Below are 20079 nucleotides of genomic sequence, written 5' to 3'. Positions count from 1 at the left end.
TATTATATCGAATTGTGAATAGTTTAGGTGATTTATTGTATATCAAAAAACCGAAATCTGATTATAGATTTCGGTTTCAGTTTATGTGAGAAAATGATCGTGTTTCTTATTAGCTTATATTTAAAAGATGAACTGTTCTTATGCAGTTTTACTTAATTTATATGCTTCACGGCTATTTTTTTTGAAAAGTTTTGGGAAAACATAACCATCTAATCCAATACGTCCAGCATTCTGTCCTGCAACTAAAATGAACATAGTTAAAATAAGTAGGTTTGGGTTTACACTAACAGTTCCGCTTAATAAAAATGAAAGGTTCATTATGATTCCGAAAAATGCAGCTGTTTTTGTTAATCCACCTAAAATTAAACCGAGACCTACTAAAATTTCTCCCCATTGAACTAGAAAGCTAAATAGGTCTGCGTTTGGAAGAACAAAATGTTGAAGGAAATCTGCCCACCAACCTTGTACTGCAGGGTGACTACCTGATGCTTGAGCGATAGCTCCTTTTAGAAAACCACTTGCATCAAAAGACTGTCCAACAACTTTTCCTATTCCAGCAGCAAGCCACGCATATCCTATGTAAAGTCGTAAAAATAATAATATGAAAGCAGCACGTTTATCAGTTCTTAAAAAATTGATAACCATTGAAATCCCTCCAATGTATTGTATTTACATGTTTATTATATATCCATTGTGAAAATATTCACAATGGATAAAGTGTGAACAAAAATTATGATTTTTCATTTGTACATAAAGTATTTGGAAATTTATTTTTTAGAGGATGAACAATAAATGAGGGATGGGAGCTCTCCACTAAAATAGATAGCTCCCATAGTAAACAGATTAATGTACATTCTTTTAACTATCTACTATTAGTTTATCTTTTCTTTTCCTTATTATTTCTCCGGTTTTATATAAGGAACAATTTGTGCAGTAACCCCTACAGAAGCACCGCGAATAAAGTCTTGGTTTTCTAATGCCTTAAAGTTTTCTGTTTTTCCTGTTAGCATAACACCTAAAATTTTCACTTGATCGAATGGTTTGTTTTTGTTTGATTTTAAAAACTTCTTTATATCTTCGTCATGTCCATTGTCATCGTATTGGTTAAGCGAATCGACGAACTCTTTGTACGCTTCTTCAGGGGACTTGTCTGGATTAAATCCGTAAACGGGCATACCAGCAGGTCCCTTGCTTTCGTCTCCAATTGGTGAGGTCATATATAACCATACAATGTTTAAGTTGTCTGGAATTTTTTCTTTAATTTCTTGTAGTGTGTAGGGCTGATTGAAAGAGATAGCAACTTCGGCAACATAGTTGTTCATTTGTGAAACTTCTCCTAATTCATTTTGGACACCATCAAAATATTCCTTAATAGCGGGATTATAAAATGTTGCAAATTTTTTCTTTGTTTGTTTATCGTACTCATAGAACTCTGTATCGGACCAATAAAAACCAGGTGTTAATTCATTGGAATCGATATTGGTACGGAGCCAACCATAGGAACTTGTTAATGTGTTCCATGGGACTACATAACCATTAATATTTTTAGAACGATTTGATATAATATTGCCGCCAAACATGGATGAGTTACTCGTTACTTGAGAATCAATTTGCACATTCGGTTCTGCAATTGCATTATGTAAAAAGAGATGTTCGTGAAGTTTCGTAGAACTTTTCGCCGCGAAGTAATTACCGATCTTATAAATTAGAGGGATAAGTATTATTACGACGATAATAGAAGTAATAATGGTTTTGAGTAATTGCTTACGTTTTGCTTTTTTTAACGCATCTTTTAAAGAAGTGTCCATTAAGTTTTTCCTCCTACTGTAGAATGAATTGTTTTACGTGCGCGATGTAATTTTTGTTTGACACTGTTCACTTGAATATCTAATATTAGAGCGATTTCTTCATATGAAAAGTTGTAATAGTACTTTAAAAAGAAGGCCTCTTTATATTCTAATTTTATATCTTTTAATAGATAGAAAATCTCATCTTTATTTAAAACAGCGTCTAATTTTTGGTCTGTATATTGTAGTTTTGAATAAATCTCTTCAGTTAAATAGATGTTTTGCTGTTCTTTTTTTCTCTTTAAGTCAATGTATTCGTTTAGTGCGACTCTGAAAAACCATGGACGTATGTTACTCTCGGTTAGATCATCTAGCAATGTGTATACTTTATAGAAAGTATTTTGGATGATGTCTTCTGCATCTTCTTTTATAGCTCCTTTCGCTAGTAATAGCTTAAACACTTCCTCTCCTAAATTGATAAGATAGGAGGTCAATATTTTTTCTTTTCCCATCATTTTTCCTCCTTACACTTATACAACGAATAGGTAATGGTAAATGTATACACTTAAATTCAAATTAGTTATTAACTACGGTTTATAGTACATGATACTTCATGAATAGGAGTAATTATTTTGTTTTTTGAAATATTAAATCTTTAATGTTAAAATAAAATTTGGAGATATATGGAGAGGGGACAAAGACTCAATATGTGTACGAACTTGTAATGATTAGAAATTAGATAGATGAATTTTTCTCTCATAAGCGAGGGGTTATTTAGCTATCTGTAAATCATTCAAGGACTGCATATTTAGCTTGTACATCCCTTTTGTAAGGATAGATGCCTATGTGGGGAAACTTATATCTCTTATATAAAATATGCGTCCTTTAAACTTGGAGGAGTATAGTATGAATCAATTAAAAAATAAAGTAGCTGTTGTTACAGGAGTTAGTCGTCTAGATGGTATTGGAGCAGCTATTTGTAAAGAATTAGCTGAAGCAGGATACGATATATTTTTTACGTACTGGACGAATTACGATAAAGAGATGCCTTGGGGCGTTGATCAAAATGAACAAATACAATTAAAAGAAGAGCTGTTACAAAACGGTGTGAAAGTATCAAGTATGGAGTTAGATTTAACTCGGAATGATGCATCAAATCAGCTTATAAATAAAGTTACTGAACAACTAGGGTACCCTCATATATTAATTAATAATGCAGCGTATTCTACGAATAATGATTTCTCCAATTTGACTGCTGAAGAGTTGGATAAACATTACATGGTAAATGTTCGCGGCACTACACTATTAAGTAGTAAGTTTGCACGTGGATTTAATAAGAAATCAGGTGGTAGAATCGTTAATATTACTTCGGGACAGTTTAAAGGACCTATGGCCGGCGAGTTAGCCTATGCAACAACGAAGGGAGCTATTGATGCTCTCACTAGTACTTTGTCAGCAGAGGTAGCCCATTTAGGTATAACTGTTAATGCAATTAATCCAGGGCCAACTGATACGGGATGGATGACAGAAGAGATAAAAAGAGGATTAAAACCGATGTTTCCTTTCGGCAGAATTGGTGAACCGAAAGATGCAGCGAGGCTTATTAAGTTTTTAGTAAGTGAAGAAGCGGAGTGGATTACAGGACAAGTTATTCATTCAGAAGGTGGATTTAAGAGATAATTTTATAATTAAAAAGAAGGTATCTCATTTCAGTGAGATACCTTCTTTTTAATCTTTCTTCAATCTTCGCGCTATACCATTCCCTAATGACTGTAATCCTTGAACGAGAATGATTAAAATAAAGACTGTTGCATACATCACTTCAGGTTCGTAGCGTAAATGTCCGAATCGATATGCTAAATCACCGAGGCCTCCAGCACCTACAAGTCCAGCCATTGCTGTTGCACCGATTAAGCCAATTGTTGCGATTGTTAATCCAAGTACGAGAGACGGACGAGCTTCTTTAACCATAACGTGCCAAATGATTTTTATAGTAGAGACTCCCATTGCTTGATATGCTTCAATGACACCGCGATCCACTTCTAATAAAGCAGTTTCCATTAAACGTGCAATATAAGGGGCTGTAAATACGACAAGTGGTACGATAACACCTTGCACGCCAATGGATGTTCCCATTAGAAACTTTGTGAAAGGTAAAATAAAGAATAATAGAATGATAAATGGAAGGGAGCGAATGACATTAATAATTGTATTAAGAATAGGATAGATGATTTTATTTTCGCGCTGTCCACCAGGTCTTGTTAAAACGAGTGTTACACCGAGTGGTAACGCAATTAGAATAGAGATAAGTAGTGAAATAGATGTCATTTGAAATGTTTGAATTGTTGCTTCCCATATTACGTTACCCCACTCATCCAAAAAGGACTTGTTTCCCATAATCTGTTCTACCTCCTTCTACGATAATTCCTTGTTCTTGTAAAAATGATAAGGCACGGTGTACTTCATTTTTTTCACCTTGCATATGAACGACTAGTTTCCCATATGCCTCATGTTTTAACTGCGTAATATTGCCTGATAAAATATTAGGATATACCTGAAAACGTTTTGTAGCGACAGCTAATGCTGGTTCTCCTGAAGCGGTTCCTATAAATGAAAGTGTTACGATTTCTCCAGTACTTTGTAGCTCTTTCTGTACCCCGTCTGGAATTTTAGCTGCAAATGCGCTATTTACAAATTTCTTCGTTGTTACATGTTGTGGGTTTGTGAAAATATCTTTTACGGTTCCACTTTCGACTACCGCCCCATGTTCCATTACAGCAACTCGATCACAAATACGCTGGATGACATTCATCTCGTGTGTAATTAGTAAAATCGTGATCCCAATTTCTTCATTGATTTTTAATAACAAATCAAGAATAGAATCGGTCGTTTCCGGATCTAATGCGCTCGTTGCTTCATCACTTAATAAAACTTCAGGCTCATGAGATAGTGCGCGAGCAATCGCTACACGTTGCTTTTGACCACCAGATAATTCGCTTGGATATGCATCTTTTCTATTAAAAAGATCAACAATACGTAAATACTTTTCCACCCTTTTTTCAATTTCATTTTTGGAGAGACCAGATAGACGTAAGGGTAGAGCGATGTTTTCATAAACGGTAACGGTTTTAAGTAAATTGAATCCTTGAAAGATCATGCCGATCTTTTGTCTTGCTTTTGCGAGTTCTTTTGTCGATAAGGTTGTTAAATCTTGTTCATTTACAATGATATTTCCTGTCGTTGGTTTTTCTAATAAATTTACACAACGAATTAATGTACTTTTGCCAGCGCCACTATATCCGATGATTCCAAATACTTCGCCCTTTTTTACTTTAAGGGAAGTTGATTTAAGAGCCTCAACATTCCCTTTTTTTGTTGTAAATACTTTGGAGACGTTTTTTAATTCAATCATTATAGTCAGCTCCTACCAAGACGGTAAAACAGAACCATCGAATTTTTTCTCAATGAAATCTTTTACTTCTTTAGATTGATAAGCTTTCTTTAATTTATTAACAACAGCATCATCTTTATTTTCAGTACGAACAACGACCCAGTTCACATATGGTGAATCTTTTCCTTCGCGGAAAATAGAATCTTTCGCTGGGCTTAATTTTGCACCTAATGCAAAGTTTGTATTAATTGCAGCTGCCTTTACTTCACTTAGCTGCGTTGGTAATTGAGATGCCTCTAATTCAACAATCTTTAAATTTTTCGGATTTTCAATTACATCTTTTGCAGTCGCTTTTTCTGTAGCTTTTGGATCAACCTTTAAAACACCTGCTTTTTCAAATAACTTTAAAGCTCGAAGTTCATTCGTTGGGTCGTTTGGTACGGCGATTGCGTCGCCCTCTTTTAATTCTTTTACATCTTTTAAGCTTTTAGAATACACACCCATAGGGAATGTTACTGTTGAAAATACTTCAGTTAATTTCATGTTGCGTTCAGCTTTAAATACATCTAAATAAGATTTAGTTTGATAGCTATTTACATCGAGGCTTTTTTCATCTAATGATACGTTTGGCGCTACATAATCATTAAATACCTTTACATCAATTTCGAGACCATCTTTTGCTGCAACTTCTTTCACCTTTTCAAAAATTTGTTCATGCGGTCCACCTGTTACACCAACGGTAATCTTTTTCTCATCTAATGCTTTTACCTCTTTATTAGAATTAGCACCACATGCACCTAACAATAATACAGCTCCACTTACAATACTTAATAATACCTTTTTCATCTATAATTCCCCCTTAATATACGTTCCAAAATAAAAAGCACCTCTCAAAAATAAGAGAGGTGCCGAATAGACGAAATAGGTTCCTCTCTTATCTTCCAAAACGAAAATCGTTCTGCAGGAATTAGCACCTTAGCTTATACGTTATAAGCTCGGTTGCCGGGCATCATCGGGCCAGTCCCTCCGCCACTCTTGATAAGAGTATGTGTATGTAGTTTTTAAATATGGTACTAATAGTAAATCTTACAAAAAGAATTGTCAATGTTATTTTCTGAATATATTTTATTTTAAGGTAATGGAAACATTCCCTTTTTTATGTCCGGTCTCTACGTACGTATGAGCTTTTGAAATTTCTTCTAACGGGTAAGTTTTATCGATAACTGGCTTTAATTTTTCTTCTTCCGTTAGCATTTTGAGTAGAAGCATATCTTCTTTGCTTACTTTTGCCATCGTTCCGTTGACTGACACGTATTTACCGTTAGTGTTTAATGCTTTCTTGCAATAGGATTTTTTAATTTTTCCAACTGCATCAAATATAATATCGTAGCGTTCATCTCGCTGCGTAAAATCTTCTTTCGTATAATCAATTACTTTATCTGCACCTAAAGATTTCACTAGTTCAAAATTTGAATTGCTACAAACAGCTGTAACAGTCGCACCGAAATATTTAGCAAGTTGCACAGCAGCGGTACCTACTGATCCGGAAGCGCCATATATAAGTACTTGTTGCCCTTTTCGTATATGTCCTTTTCTTAAGAAATGTAATGCTGAAGTTCCGCCGAAAGGAATAACTGCAGCTTCCTCATACGTCACATTGGTAGGTTTTAATGCTATCAATCCACTTTCATGTACACAGGTGTATTCAGCATAACTACCAACGTTAAGTCCTGTTAATGCAAAGACTTGGTCTCCTTTTTTAAATTGAGTTACATCCGTTCCTATTTCCTCAATTTCACCAGATAACTCTACACCGAGTATAGGCTTTCTCGGTTTTCTGAAACCTAATATAATTCGCATAGGAATCCAAAATAAAAGAGGACTAGTGAAGCTTCGCATTCTACAATCTCCAGTTGTTACACTTGTTGCGTGAATCTTAACTAATACTTCATTCTTTTTAGGAGTAGGTTTCTTTACGTCTTGAAGCTTGAGAACGTTAGGTGGCCCGTATTTTGTGCAAATGATTGCTTTCATAGCGACCTCCTGAATTAAGTTATTTTCCTCTACATCATATTTAAATGTTTTTTAAATCATGCTTATAGTTTCACTTCATAATAAGTAAAAGAAGGATAGTTCTTTTTACAGTGTAGTATTTTCCTTTTAAGAAAGTAGGTACAATAAGAATAGAGAGATGTACTAGTGAGATCAGAATTTCAAACGAGGAGAGTGCCATTTGAAAAAAAGAAAGATAGCAGTTGTTATTGTAGCGTATACAGTGTTGCTCGCGACATCTATATATACATACAAAGAGCAACTGGATCATCCTATTATGAGTGATGTAGGAAAGTTACTTCCAACGAAAATTAAACGTGTTGAAAATGCTGAGGATGAAAGTTCATTAAAAAAATTAGTGCAAGATGCAAATGTTTCTGGAGAGAAGATTTCTATTGCAGGTATGCAACATAGCCAAGGCGGACAGACGTATTATCCGAACGGCACGATGCTTGATATGAAGGGCTATAATGAAATATTAGAGTTTGATCCGGAGAAAAAGAGGATTAAGGTACAAAGCGGTGTCACATGGAATGACATTCAAAAGAAAATCAATCCATATGGTCTTGCAGTTCAAGTGATGCAATCTCAAAATATTTTTACTGTTGGTGGTTCATTAAGTGTAAATGTACATGGGCGTGATATTCGTCATGAAGCATTGATTGATACAGTAGAGTCGCTCAGATTGTTAATGGCAGATGGTACGGTACGTAATGTAAGTAGAGAAGAAAATGCGGACTTGTTTCCGTATGTAATTGGGGGATACGGATTGTTTGGTGTAATTTTAGATGTGACGCTAAAGTTAACTAGTGATGAATTATATGAAACGCATACGAGGGTACTAGACTATAAGGAATATCCTTCGTATTTTAAGGAGAAGGTGAAGAAGGCTGAGAATATACGTATGCATTTAGCACGTATTTCTGTAGCACCAAAGTCGTTCTTGAAAGAAATGTATGTGACGGATTATGTATTGGCGGAAGATCAACAGAAGCTGGAAGAATACAGCGAATTAAAGGAAGAAAATATTATAGCCGCACCGAAGTTTTTGCTTGGATTATCGCGTTATAGTGATTGGGGAAAGAATGCATTTTGGGATATACAAAGAAGTTATTTTGAACGTACAGATGGTAAGTATGAAACTCGAAATAATGTAATGAGATCTGATAGTGCTTTTATGGAATATGATAATCCGAACTTGACCGAAGTTTTACAAGAGTACTTTGTACCAATAGATAGTTTTGCAGAGTATATAGATGATTTACGAAGTGTTTTAAATGCAGAGGAATTAAACCTTCTTAACATTACAATCCGCTATGTAGAAAAGAATGAGAATGCGGTGCTATCTTATGCGAAAGATGATATGTTTGCGCTTGTATTTTTAATTAATCAAGGGCGTTCTGAGGATGAAATAAAGAAAACAAAAGTGGTCATTCAGAAGATGATTGATGTTACTTTAAAGCATAATGGAAGTTATTATTTACCGTATTATTCTTATCCGGCAAAGGAGCAACTAAAGGAAGCATATCCTCGTATAGAAGAATTCCTTCAGAAGAAGAAGGAAGTAGACCCAGAGGAAAGGTTTGTGAATTTATTTTATAAGGAGTATAGCAAATGACATATAGAAGATTTGTAGCGTCACAAAGCATAATTATGATGGCGGGAAGTATGGTATTTCCTTTTTATATTCTATTGCTTCGAAATGTTGGGAATAGTTTCTCGCAATTTGGCTGGGCGTACGGCTTATTTGCCTTAACTTCAGCTCTAGTATATCCGCTAGTTGGAAGAATCTCTGATAGGGTAGGTGATAGAAAGTTATTAATTATATACGCATGGTCCATGGCTATATTAATGCTTTGTTTTCCTATTGCAACAGAGGTTTGGCATGTATACATTCTCCAAATTTTAATGGGTATTTTAGGTGCTGTGCAGCGCAATACGGAGAAGACGTCGTTAGCACGAAAGGTAGAACAGAAAAAAGCTGGTTATGAAATTGGAAAATATCATGTGTGGACATCGGTTGGAGGAGCAGTAGCAGTTATTGCAACGGGATATTTAGTAGATTTCTTTACGATTGGCACCATTTTTTATATAGCATCTATTTTATATGCAGTGAGTGGAATTGTATTAAGTAGCAAAAAAATATAATCATACCCATTTTTACCTAATTACCCTTTATTTGTTATACTTATGGAGAAGACAAAAGAAAAGGGGACATTGCCTTTGATGAAATTTATAGTTTTAGCTATTCTCACTTTGTTTTTGATTCCATGGACTAGAAGCGGTAATAAAATTCGCGCGGTGGATAAAGGAGGAAATGAGAAAGTTGTAAAGGGTAAGAAATCATCTATTTTAGTTATTCCTGTTTTATTTTGGATAGGTATTGCAATCTATGAATATTTCTGGCTAATTGATGATCGAGCAGATTCTATTCTTACTCATTATTCTGTTGCAGTAGCGGTTTTAATTGGGCTTGTTTTATTTTCACAAGAGCAGGTAGGGAAATTAGAAGGTACGTTAAAAGGACTTCTAATGTTTGTTTTACTCGCAAGTTACGGCTATTTTGGTTATTTGCACGATATAGTAATCTCGCAAAAGAAATATGATTCGGTCGTGAAGGTAGAGAAAGATATTTCAGAGCCATTTACTGAAAATGACCAACCGTTTACAGTTCCGCCTAAAACAGCGGAAAATAAAATGAAAAAGGTGTTTGGTGATATTCCGAAAGTAGCTTATTTTGAGCTAGGGGAATTAACGCCACAAATGGTAAATGGTGAAGCCTTGTATGTAGCACCGATAGAAGTTTCGGGATTTTTTAAAGCACGTAAAGCGGAAACAATTCCAGGTTACGTAACAATGTCAGGTACAAATCCTGATGCGGAAGCGAAATTACATCTTGGATATAAAATGAAGTATGTACCAAGCATGTTTTTCGGTAATAAATTAGAACGTGTCGTCCGAAAAGCGGAGCCAGATTTAATTTTTAAAGGGAAACCCAAATTTGAAGTTGATGATAAAGGAAAACCGTATTATACAATGACATACGGTGAGTTTATTTCAGGAAGATCAGGGTTTGAAGTAGAAGGCGTTGTCGTTGTTGATGCACAAACAGGTGATGTGAAACGATATGATAAAGGGAATGCACCTAAATTCGTTGATGGTGTATTAAATCATGAAACAGCATCTACGTTAAATACGTACTTCGGAAAATATATTCACGGATTTTGGAATACGAAATTCTCACAAACTGACATGAAGATTCCGACTGAGTGGGGGACGAAGGAAGGCGTTACGCCAATCTTCGGAAAGGATGGTAAACTGTATTACTTTACAGACTTTACCTCTCCGAAAGAAGGAGTAGATTCTGCTCTCGGTTACTCATTAGTTGATGCACGTACAGGAAAGTTGTATTACTATAACGGAAAAGAAGTGAAGGGAATTATGGACGGTTCGGCTGCTACAGAAGTAGTAGATAATTCCTTTAAGAGAGAGAAATGGCATGGAACAATGCCAGTTATTTATAACGTATACGGTAAACCTTCTTGGATTGTACCAGTTATTGATGACGGCGGATTAGTACGTGCCCATACTGTTATATATGCTTCTAATGCAAAAGTGTTTGCGTCAGGTTCGACGCAAAAAGAAGCACTTGAGAACTATAAAAATGCGCTAAGCGGAAGTGGTGATTCATTTAGACCGACTTCAAATGGGAAAGAAGCGCAAAAAGAAGGTACTGTACAACGTGTGTATAAAGAAAAATCAGGTGAAAATACGATTGTGTACGTACTATTAGAAAACGAGCAAAAAGTATTCATGGTACCGGCGAAGAAATTCCCATATGCAATGTTTACAGAAGTAGGAGATCCAATTCAAATCACATATTTAGACACAGGAGAAATGATGGCATCTGTATCTAAATTTACAAATAGTAATTTGAAAAAGTAAAGCGATAGAGATTCTATCGCTTTTTTTACATTATTAAACAGGAAAATACAGTATACTTGACGTATATTTATGTTGTAACTATAATTGTTACGATTCGATATTTATATGAAAGGGTGAATGAAAAAAGTGAATGGAGTTAATCACGAAGTATATAAATCTGTAAAGACAAACAGGTTATGGATGATTCTTGTATTAGGGACACTTACGGCAATCGGGCCATTATCTATTGATATGTATTTGCCATCTTTACCAAAGTTAACAGATGATTTACAAACGGGGGCATCCCTCGCACAGCTTACATTGACAGCTTGTTTACTCGGACTTTCAGTAGGACAGTTATTTGTTGGTTCAATTAGTGACATTTACGGAAGACGCAAACCTCTTATTATCGCTCTTATTATTTATGTTGCTTCTTCTTTACTTTGTGCTGTTGCGCCATCTATTTGGAGTTTAGTGTTTTTACGTTTCTTACAAGGGGCCTCAGGGTCTGCTGGTATCGTTATATCACGTGCAATGGTACGTGATATGTATTCTGGTTCTGAAATGACAAAGTTTTTCTCACTGCTTATGTTAGTAAACGGAGCAGCGCCTATTTTGGCACCGATTATCGGGGGACAATTATTACAGTTCACATCATGGCGCGGCGTTTTTATCGTTCTTGGAGCAATTAGTGTATTCATGTTAATATCAGCTACTTTCGTATTACGTGAAACATTACCCCCTGAAGAAAGAGAGACGGGTGGATTATCAGGAACGCTTGCAACATACGGAAAGCTTTTGAAAGATCGTTTATTTATGGGGTATGCATTGTCGCAAGGATTAGTAACAGCTGCAATGTTTGCTTATATTTCTGGTTCACCGTTCGTGTTGCAAAATATATACGGGGCATCACCACAACAGTTTAGTTTGTTCTTTGCAATTAACGGTATCGGTATTATTATTGCTAGCCAAGTTACTGGCCGATTAGCGGGGAAAGTTAATGAGAAGACTTTATTTGTTTCCGGTATTATTATTGCGGCTGTTGGCGGCCTATCGTTACTACTTACAATCGCACTTGGAATAGGGTTAATCGGTGTTTTATGCTCGCTATTCCTTGTTGTATCAAGTGTTGGGGTTGTATCAACAACTGGCTTCTCATTAGCGATGAGGAATCAAAAACAGGCTGCAGGAACAGCATCAGCTTTACTAGGATTATTACAGTTCATCTCAGGAGCACTTGTAGCGCCGCTAGTAGGTATTGGTGGAAGCAATACCGCACTTCCTATGGGTGTTGTTATAGCTCTTTGTGAAATTGGTGCTGTGTTATGTTATTTATTCATGGCAAAAAGAAGTGAAAAGCAGTTTGAACTGCAACAAAACAAAATTTAGAGGCTTAACAAAAAAGAGCTGATTCAAACATTTCTTTGAATCAGCTCTTTTTTTCATTTCTTTGAAATAACTCATGCAAAAGTTACTTGCATAAAGTGACGATACTGTGACAAAAATGTGGGTATATATATTAAGGAATCATCTTAAGTACAAAATTTAGGATGTTCTCGGTATAATAAAACAAGTGGAGATAAAAGAAACTATAATTAGAAGTAGCTGTAGATAAAAGGAGAATTAAAGATGAAGAAGGTTTTGGGTATTGCTGTAATGGGAGGTATGCTCCTTCTAGCAGGATGTAATGGGAATAAAGAAGCGAAAGAACCGAAAGAAAAGGTGGAGCAATCTACTGAACAGACAGAAGATATGAAAGTGTATCAAGAGGTACATGAAAAGTATGATGCGAAAATGAACAAAGAAATTAATAAAGCGTTACAGTTATTTGAAGTGGCAAAAGAAAAGGGCGGTAAGGAAATAACTAATGCTAAATATAAGGAAGACGTGAAACAGGTAACAACGGGTATGTTAGAAGATATTGATCATATGCGTAAAGAAATTCGTGTTCCGAAGTCGAAAGAACAGGAACATGAATTATATGTTGGTTTCTTAAATGAATCAGAACAATCAATGAAAAAATTGCAGAAGTTAGCGGAAGAAGAAGACTCCTCGTTGATTCGTGATATAGAAATTAATTTTGCAACAGCATCGACATACTATAAACGTTTTCAAACAGAGGCCCAAAAATAACCTTGCGCATGCGCAAGGTTATTTTTTCTTCTTACCATCTCCATCTTCATCCTCGGATACTAATACTTTCTGTTCTTCGTGAAATTCTGAAATTGTTTGTCCAGTGATATTATCGAATGGAGTATAAAAAGAAGTGATACGTTTTTTCTTAATGAAGAGTTTGTAGAAGCCGATGATGACGAGTATGACGATTGTTAATGGCAATCCTATGCTGGCTAGAAGTAAGGGATCCATCGTATAACTCCTTTAAAGTAATTAATTTTATTATAAGTTAAAATAGTGATTTTAAGAAATAACACTATTAAAAACTGATTTTTCTAAATATATCCAATTTGATTGACTTTTCTTTTTTTCAGAATTATAATTCAAAATATACAATTTGAACCAAATAATAATATAGCAATTTACTTATCCAGAGAGGTAGAGGGACTGGCCCTATGACACCTCAGCAGCGGGTTCTGAAAGATGAACACCGTGCTAATTCCAGCAAGCAAGTCTTGAAAGATAAGTGATGGGCCCTTGTTTATTAAGCCTTGATCTTATTTTTTTAAGATCAAGGCTTTTTGTATTCTAGGAAGAGAAAAGGAAGTAATGGGAAAAATACGCTAACAAAACAAAGTAAATTCATGTGTTTAGGGGGTTATTGAAGTGTATGTTATTAAAAAACTATCGGTTATGGTATTTACACTATGGGTTATTACGACAGTAACATTTTTAATTATGCATATTATTCCAGGGGATCCATTTTCATCAGATGCGAAAATCTTTCCTGAAGAAGTGATACAAAACATGAGAGCAAAGTATCACCTTGATGAACCGTTATGGAATCAATATGTTGCTTATTTGGATGGGGTAGTTCATTTTGATTTTGGTGAATCTGTTCAATCGACAGGTCAAGGTGTATCGGAAATTATAACAACCGGTTTTGGACCGTCAGCAATTATTGGTCTACAAGCACTTGTTATTTCATTGTTAGTCGGGATTGCCGCAGGTACATTTGCCGCGCTATATCATGGGAAAGTGATTGATTATAGTGTGAGTTTGCTTGCGATTCTCGGTATTTCTATTCCTAGTTTTATTTTAGCGCCACTATTTATACAAGTATTCGCCATCCAATTTGAATTACTACCAGTGGCGTCTTGGGGAACCTTCGAGCATACTGTATTACCTTCCTTCGCATTAGCGCTCGGGCCAATCGCGGTTATTACAAGATTTGTTCGCTCTAATATGATTGAAGTGTTGCAGAGTGATTATATTAAGCTAGCGAGAGCGAAAGGTATACCAATTAAGAAAATCATTATAAGACATGCTCTTAGAAATGCAATTGTTCCGGTACTTACATTTGTTGGCCCATTAATGGCTGGACTTTTAACAGGAACTTTCGTTATTGAAAAAATCTTTTCAATTCCTGGTCTAGGAAAATATTTTGTAGATAGTATTTTTAACCGAGATTATCCGGTAATTATGGGAACAACCATTTTCTATAGTGCGCTATTAATTATGTGTATCTTTATTACAGATATCATTCATCGTATTGTTGATCCGCGTATTCGTTCTATTACGTAAGGAGGGGAATATTTAAATGGGGGCTTATGAAATTAATGACCAGTTATTAACGAATGAAGAGAAAAAAGAATTAACGATAAATAAAGATCAGCAAACAATTAGCCGAAAAAAGGAAGTGTTTCGCAAGTTTATATCAAACCCTATAGCAGTTTTAGGGGCTGTGACGTTATTACTAATTATTATTTTCTCGCTTATTGGCGAAAGTTTAACGTCATTTACTGCAAGTGAACAAGTAAAAGAAGCAACTAATTTACCGCCTAGTAGCGAGCATTGGTTCGGAACGGACGATTTAGGGAGAGATATTTGGGCGCGTACTTGGGCTGGTGGGAAAATTTCACTAACAGTTGGATTGGTAGCAGCAGCTCTTGATATAGGGCTCGGTGTACTTATCGGAGGGTTTAGTGGATATGTGAGAGGGCGTAATTGTCTTGGAACGTTAATTGATGAGTGGATTATAAGAGGAATTGAAGTGTTATACGGTATCCCATACTTATTAATTGTTATTTTACTATTAATCGTTATGAAACCAGGACTTTTTACAATTATAATTGCCCTTGCGTTAACGGGATGGATTGGCATGGCACGTCTCATTAGAGCGCAAGTCTTGTCTTTAAAACAAAGAGAATTTGTTATCGCAGCAGAGCGATTAGGTACACCTCATATGAAAATTATATATGGGCATTTAATTCCAAACTTAACAGGGATTATTATCGTAAATTTATCATTTACCATTCCAGCAGCTATTTTCTCAGAATCATTTTTAAGCTTTATCGGACTTGGAGTACAATCACCAGCGGCAAGCTGGGGCACGATGACGAACGATGCACTTGGGACGTTACTAAGCGGAGAATGGTGGCAACTATTCTTCCCGGCAATCATGATTGCACTCATCATGTTCGCATTTAATGCAATTGGTGATGGTTTACAAGATGCGATTGATCCGAAAATCGTAAAACGTAATCGAAAGGAGAAAAAACATGGCGCAAATCTTATCTTTAGAAAACGTAACGTTGGCCGTTGAAAAAGAGAATAGTAAGCAAGCAATTGTGAAGCATGTTTCCTTTTCTATTAACGAAGGTGAAATCATTGCACTTGTCGGAGAAAGTGGTTCAGGAAAAAGTGTTACAGCACAATCCATTATCGGCTTAAATCAAGAATCAATTCATATTGATGATGGAAATGTATCTTTCCAATCAAAGGAATTAACTAATTTACAGGAATCAGAATGGAATCAAATTCGTGGGAAAGATATTTCTTTTATCTTTCAAGATCCGCTTTCATCTTTAAATCCGACGATGAAGGTCGGAAGGCAAATTACAGAAGTAATTGTGCAGCATGAAAAGAAATCGAAGAAAGAAGCAAAAGAAATTGCAATTAACTTACTAAATGATTTAGGCATACATGAAGCAGAGAAACGCTTTGAACAATACCCGTATCAATTAAGTGGTGGTATGAGGCAACGTATTTGTTTGGCCATTGCGTTTGCTTGCCATCCGAAACTTGTAATTGCAGATGAGCCGACAACAGCGTTAGATGTAACGATTCAGAAACAAATTATGGGGCTATTAAAAGAGCGAAAAGAAAAACAAAATACGAGCATTTTACTCATTACACATGACTTAGCACTTGTACGTGAAGTAGCTGATCGAGTAGTTGTGATGTACGGGGGACGTGTTGTTGAAAAAGGAACGATACAGGAGGTAATAGGTTCTCCTAAACATCCATATACGAAAAGCTTATTACAAGCAATTCCGAATATGGATGATTCCGAAAAAGTATTACGTGCTATAGAAGGAACGACACCTTCCATTGAAACATTAAATAGCTTTGGCTGTCCTTTTGTAAATCGTTGCCCAGTAGCGATAAAAGAATGTATTCATCGTTTCCCAGAGAGAACGACATATTCTGGGGAGCATAGTTCACATTGTTGGCAACACATTCTAGAGCACAATAAAGCGAAATCAAAAGAGAAGGTGAATGCCTCATGACGACAGATTTAATTACTGTAAAGCAAGTAACGAAAACGTATGGAAGTAAAAATAAAGAAATCGCAGCGTTAAAAGATATATCACTTTCTATCCCAAAAGGAACAACGCTTGGCATTATTGGAGAAAGTGGTTCTGGAAAGACGACACTTGGTAAGCTCATAGCTGGGATCGAGCGTCCAACGTCTGGTGAAATTGATTATAACGGTCAAGTTGTTCACAAGCTGAAGTCAGCTCATAAGCGGGAGTTCTTGCAGAAAGTACAGTTCATTTTTCAAGATTCTACAGCTGCATTAAATCCGCGCTGGAAAGTACGCGATAGTGTAACAGAAGGGTATATTTCGTTCGGTTTAGGTGATAAAGGACTGAAAGGTAAAGTCGCAGGTGATGCACTAGAGCGTGTTGGATTAGATAGACGATATATTGATCGCTATCCACACGAATTTAGCGGAGGACAACGTCAACGTATTGCTATTGCAAGAGCGCTATTATGCGAGCCAGAAGTATTAATCCTTGATGAACCAATTTCAGCATTAGATGTTTCATTGCAAATTCAAATTGTACATTTACTGCAAAAAATTCAAAAGGAACAAGGCTATACATATTTATTTATCGCGCATGATTTACCGATGGTTCACTATTTATGTGAAAAAGTGGCTGTCTTATACAAAGGAGAACTTGTTGAATTTGGAAATACGGACGAAGTATTCCGTAATCCACAACATTCTTATACAAAAACATTATTAGCATCTACACCAAAAATTTCAAGTTAAAGGAGAATGTAGGATGAAGAAGTTTTTACTGTTTGTCATTATGACTGTTTTAGCAATAACTTCTGTTGCGTGCGGTAAGAAAGAGACGCAAAAGGCGAGTGCTGGTAAGGGAGAAGGGGATCGACTAGTAACGAATATTGGTAGTGATCCGTATACACTTGATTCCGCTATTGCGACAGATACTACTTCGAGATATGTAATTGGGAATTTATTTTCAAGTCTATATACTGAGGATAACAATGGGAAAATCCATAATGAGTTAGCGGATAAAGAAGAAGTAAATGCTGATGGGACTGAATATACAATTCATTTAAAGAAAGATATTAAATGGTCAGATGGTTCTCCTATTACAGCAAATGATTTTGAGTTTGCATGGAAGCGATTATTAAATCCAAAAACGGGTTCTATGAATGCGACAGAAATGTATTTTATTAAAGGTGCAGAGGCATATAATACTGGAAAAGGTGAAGAGGGACAAGTTGGGATTCAAGTGGTTAATCCTCAAACATTAAAAGTAACACTTGAATATCCGGTTGCTTCTTTCAAACAAAAACTAGCAAGTTCATTATTTATTCCATTATCTAAAAAATCAATTGATGATAATAATAAATTAAAAACAGATCCAAAAGAGTTAATTACGAACGGACCATTCACGTTAAAAGAATGGAAGCATAACCAAGCAATTACAGTACAAAAAAATAAAGAATACTATGATAAAAAGGTAACATTAAAAGAAATTGAATTTCGTATTATTCCAGACTCTAAAACAGCGTATCAATTATTTAAATCAAAAGAATTAGATTTACTAAGTGGTTTACCACAAGAGATGATTGAGAAAGAAAAAGGAAATAAAGAATATAAACGTGTTGCAGGATTTTCATCTTATATTTATTCCTTTAACGTAGAAAAAGAGCCATTTACAAATGCGAAAGTACGTAAAGCATTTTCATTAGCAGTTGATCGTAAATTTATCGTTGAAAAATTGTATAAAAATAATGCACAAGCAGCATATGCATTCGTTCCAGAAGGGGCAAAAACACAAGGTGGTCGTGATTTCCGTAAAGAAAAAGGCGATTATGTAAAATTTGATCCAGCGGAAGCGAAAAAACTATTAGAAGAAGGTATGAAAGAGCAAGGATGGTCTACATTACCTGAAGTAACATTAAAATTCACTACAGATACACAACATAAAAAAGTTGCAGAAGCAATGCAAGAAATGTTTAAGAAAAACCTTGGTGTAGATATTAAATTAGAAAATAAAGAGTGGAAGAGTTACATCGACACATACAAGCAAAGTGATTTCCAATTAGCTTATATGGGATGGGGAGGTTCTAACTTAGACCCTAGTGCCCGTTTAGAATTATATGCAGGTGATGGTCCAAGTAACTATGCGAAATGGTACAATAAAGAATTTGATAATTTAATTAATCAAGCAAAAACAGAACAAGATGAAAATAAACGTTTTGATATACTGCATAAAGCAGAAGACATTATGTTTGATGAAACACCATTAATCCCAATTATTTTCCCAAGTGCTTCATATTTACAAAAACCATCAGTATCTGGCGTCCAATTCATTATCGGTTCTAGTCCAGAACTAAGATACGTAAAAATTAAAAAATAAAGAAGTAGGCATCTGCCTACTTCTTTATTTTATTTCTCTTTTATATTCTTTTTTCGTTCCATCAGAGAAGACAACTTCTAAAGCGAATTTTTGATAGTCTTTATCAAGCTTGAATACATTTACTACTTGATCAATTACTTCTTGATCTGGTGTGTTTTTATCAAATTTTAATTCTTGTAGAAGAGGGCTTAATTTTGTAATAGCCTCGTCGCCTGTGAGCTTTACATCTGTTTTATGGTCTTCAATTTTTGCTTCCATTTTCTTATCCGCGGCTACATTTTTATAATCAGCTTCGTAGTCTTTCTTCGTATCTTGATAGTCTGCTTTTAAATCAAATTCATTAAAGTTTAGTTTTAAATCTGCAGGAGCCGCATTTTTTGCTTCTTCAGTTGTCTTTTTATTAGAAGTTGCATCTTCTTTTGCAGGAGCTTTACATCCTGTTAATGCAGGTACTAGCATAAGAGCTAATAAAATTGATAGTAAAATTCTCATTATAAATTCCTCCTTATGTAAATTTGTTCTATACAAGTTTTTCCTAATTTCATGTAATTATGTATAAACCAAATAAATTATTTACTTAAGGGGGACACATGCTTATGTATTAATTAAATTGAAAATAATTTGTATGTATACAGGCATTTCAAACAATCGGCGAATTATTTCCCGCAATATATACAGCGAATGGTTATTATACAATAATATTTGGCGGAGTTAGTTTGGAGAAGAATATTATTTCATTATTAGTTATTATATTAGTTACACAATTGGTAGCAGGAATCACTATAGGTATAAAAGGAATGGCAAAGGGAAGAGGTTCTATAGTTAGAGAAGTATAAAATAAAAA

General features: G+C 35.2%; 19 protein-coding genes, 2 pseudogenes and 2 riboswitches. Of the genes and pseudogenes, 12 read left to right on the top strand and 9 right to left on the bottom strand.

From position 1 onward, the window contains the following. Positions 1–138: 138 nt before the first annotated feature. The 3 genes from CDB3_RS01230 to CDB3_RS01220 all read right to left on the bottom strand — a co-directional run bounded on the left by CDB3_RS01230 (position 139) and on the right by CDB3_RS01220 (position 2299). Positions 139–645, bottom strand: coding sequence for a DoxX family membrane protein (locus CDB3_RS01230; protein ID WP_128853277.1), 507 nt, complete (start codon positions 643–645; stop codon positions 139–141). A 251-nt stretch (positions 646–896) separates the two neighbouring features. Next, on the bottom strand, positions 897–1808 hold the full coding sequence (locus CDB3_RS01225) for a sigma factor regulator N-terminal domain-containing protein (protein ID WP_128853276.1): 912 nt from the start codon (positions 1806–1808) through the stop codon (positions 897–899). Further along, entirely contained in the window at positions 1808–2299 is a 492-nt protein-coding gene (locus CDB3_RS01220; protein ID WP_128853286.1) for an RNA polymerase sigma factor, read from the bottom strand. Before CDB3_RS01220 ends, CDB3_RS01225 begins: the two co-directional genes overlap by 1 nt. Positions 2300–2663: 364 nt before the next feature. Here CDB3_RS01220 and CDB3_RS01215 point away from each other — a divergent pair, with 364 nt between their 5' ends. Continuing rightward, positions 2664–3467 carry an SDR family oxidoreductase gene (locus CDB3_RS01215; protein ID WP_128853275.1) on the top strand — a complete coding sequence of 268 codons (804 nt, stop codon included), beginning with the start codon at positions 2664–2666 and terminating at the stop codon, positions 3465–3467. A 48-nt stretch (positions 3468–3515) separates the two neighbouring features. Here the strand turns inward: CDB3_RS01215 and CDB3_RS01210 are convergent, their stop codons facing one another. The 4 genes from CDB3_RS01210 to CDB3_RS01195 all read right to left on the bottom strand — a co-directional run bounded on the left by CDB3_RS01210 (position 3516) and on the right by CDB3_RS01195 (position 7212). Continuing rightward, positions 3516–4184: a methionine ABC transporter permease gene (locus tag CDB3_RS01210; protein WP_128853274.1), complete on the bottom strand. Its 669-nt coding sequence runs from the start codon at positions 4182–4184 to the stop codon at positions 3516–3518. Then, complete coding sequence (locus tag CDB3_RS01205) at positions 4159–5199, bottom strand: methionine ABC transporter ATP-binding protein (protein WP_128853273.1); 1041 nt, start codon at positions 5197–5199, stop codon at positions 4159–4161. Before CDB3_RS01205 ends, CDB3_RS01210 begins: the two co-directional genes overlap by 26 nt. 12 nt (positions 5200–5211) lie before the next feature. Next, entirely contained in the window at positions 5212–6024 is an 813-nt protein-coding gene (locus CDB3_RS01200) for a MetQ/NlpA family ABC transporter substrate-binding protein (RefSeq protein ID WP_128853272.1), read from the bottom strand. A gap of 85 nt (positions 6025–6109) precedes the next feature. Continuing rightward, positions 6110–6223, bottom strand: a riboswitch (SAM riboswitch). Between the two features lie 80 nt (positions 6224–6303). After that, positions 6304–7212: an NAD(P)-dependent alcohol dehydrogenase gene (locus CDB3_RS01195; RefSeq protein WP_128853271.1), complete on the bottom strand. Its 909-nt coding sequence runs from the start codon at positions 7210–7212 to the stop codon at positions 6304–6306. A 199-nt stretch (positions 7213–7411) separates the two neighbouring features. On the opposite strand from CDB3_RS01195, the gene CDB3_RS01190 reads away from it, so the two are divergent. The 5 genes and pseudogenes from CDB3_RS01190 (at position 7412) to CDB3_RS01170 (ending at position 13287) form a co-directional block, all read left to right on the top strand. After that, on the top strand, positions 7412–8848 hold the full coding sequence (locus CDB3_RS01190) for an FAD-binding oxidoreductase (RefSeq protein WP_128853270.1): 1437 nt from the start codon (positions 7412–7414) through the stop codon (positions 8846–8848). After that, on the top strand, positions 8845–9378 hold the full coding sequence (locus CDB3_RS01185; RefSeq protein ID WP_002115372.1) for an MFS transporter: 534 nt from the start codon (positions 8845–8847) through the stop codon (positions 9376–9378). The genes CDB3_RS01190 and CDB3_RS01185 overlap by 4 nt, the downstream gene beginning before the upstream one ends. A gap of 78 nt (positions 9379–9456) precedes the next feature. Further along, complete coding sequence (locus CDB3_RS01180) at positions 9457–11175, top strand: DUF3981 domain-containing protein (protein WP_128853285.1); 1719 nt, start codon at positions 9457–9459, stop codon at positions 11173–11175. 117 nt (positions 11176–11292) lie between these two features. After that, positions 11293–12551 (top strand): annotated as a pseudogene (locus CDB3_RS01175) (multidrug effflux MFS transporter). Positions 12552–12783: 232 nt separating this feature from the next. After that, on the top strand, positions 12784–13287 hold the full coding sequence (locus CDB3_RS01170; RefSeq protein WP_071744487.1) for a hypothetical protein: 504 nt from the start codon (positions 12784–12786) through the stop codon (positions 13285–13287). Between the two features lie 18 nt (positions 13288–13305). Here the strand turns inward: CDB3_RS01170 and CDB3_RS01165 are convergent, their stop codons facing one another. Continuing rightward, a complete protein-coding gene (locus tag CDB3_RS01165) occupies positions 13306–13521 on the bottom strand; it encodes a DUF3951 domain-containing protein (protein WP_097831184.1) in 216 nt (71 codons plus the stop codon). Positions 13522–13692: 171 nt separating this feature from the next. Continuing rightward, positions 13693–13798: riboswitch (SAM riboswitch) on the top strand. 137 nt (positions 13799–13935) lie between these two features. Between CDB3_RS01165 and CDB3_RS01160 the strand changes: the two genes are divergently transcribed. Genes CDB3_RS01160 through CDB3_RS01140 form a run of 5 tightly spaced genes read left to right on the top strand, consistent with a single transcriptional unit; the run spans position 13936 to position 19235 of the window. Next, positions 13936–14853: an ABC transporter permease gene (locus tag CDB3_RS01160; protein ID WP_128853268.1), complete on the top strand. Its 918-nt coding sequence runs from the start codon at positions 13936–13938 to the stop codon at positions 14851–14853. Positions 14854–14869: 16 nt separating this feature from the next. Then, positions 14870–15874: an ABC transporter permease gene (locus CDB3_RS01155; RefSeq protein WP_128853267.1), complete on the top strand. Its 1005-nt coding sequence runs from the start codon at positions 14870–14872 to the stop codon at positions 15872–15874. After that, positions 15831–16841, top strand: a complete 1011-nt coding sequence (locus CDB3_RS01150) for an ABC transporter ATP-binding protein (RefSeq protein ID WP_128853266.1) — start codon at positions 15831–15833, stop codon at positions 16839–16841. Before CDB3_RS01155 ends, CDB3_RS01150 begins: the two co-directional genes overlap by 44 nt. Then, entirely contained in the window at positions 16838–17611 is a 774-nt protein-coding gene (locus CDB3_RS01145) for an ABC transporter ATP-binding protein (protein ID WP_128853265.1), read from the top strand. Before CDB3_RS01150 ends, CDB3_RS01145 begins: the two co-directional genes overlap by 4 nt. A 13-nt stretch (positions 17612–17624) precedes the next feature. Further along, positions 17625–19235, top strand: a complete 1611-nt coding sequence (locus CDB3_RS01140; protein ID WP_128853264.1) for a peptide ABC transporter substrate-binding protein — start codon at positions 17625–17627, stop codon at positions 19233–19235. A 24-nt stretch (positions 19236–19259) separates the two neighbouring features. Here the strand turns inward: CDB3_RS01140 and CDB3_RS01135 are convergent, their stop codons facing one another. Then, the gene (locus CDB3_RS01135) at positions 19260–19727 is read right to left on the bottom strand and encodes a YusW family protein (protein WP_128853263.1); all 468 of its coding nucleotides are present in this window, start codon (positions 19725–19727) and stop codon (positions 19260–19262) included. A gap of 140 nt (positions 19728–19867) precedes the next feature. On the opposite strand from CDB3_RS01135, the pseudogene CDB3_RS32915 reads away from it, so the two are divergent. After that, positions 19868–20071: pseudogene (locus tag CDB3_RS32915) on the top strand (ABC-2 transporter permease); the annotation flags it as partial. Positions 20072–20079 lie beyond the last annotated feature (8 nt).

Origin of the sequence: Bacillus sp. CDB3 (assembly GCF_002081505.1) — a bacterium.
In the GTDB taxonomy this organism is placed as follows: domain Bacteria; phylum Bacillota; class Bacilli; order Bacillales; family Bacillaceae_G; genus Bacillus_A; species Bacillus_A cereus_AT.
Note: the sequence above shows the minus strand (reverse complement) of the source record. Positions and strands in the feature narration are given on the sequence as shown.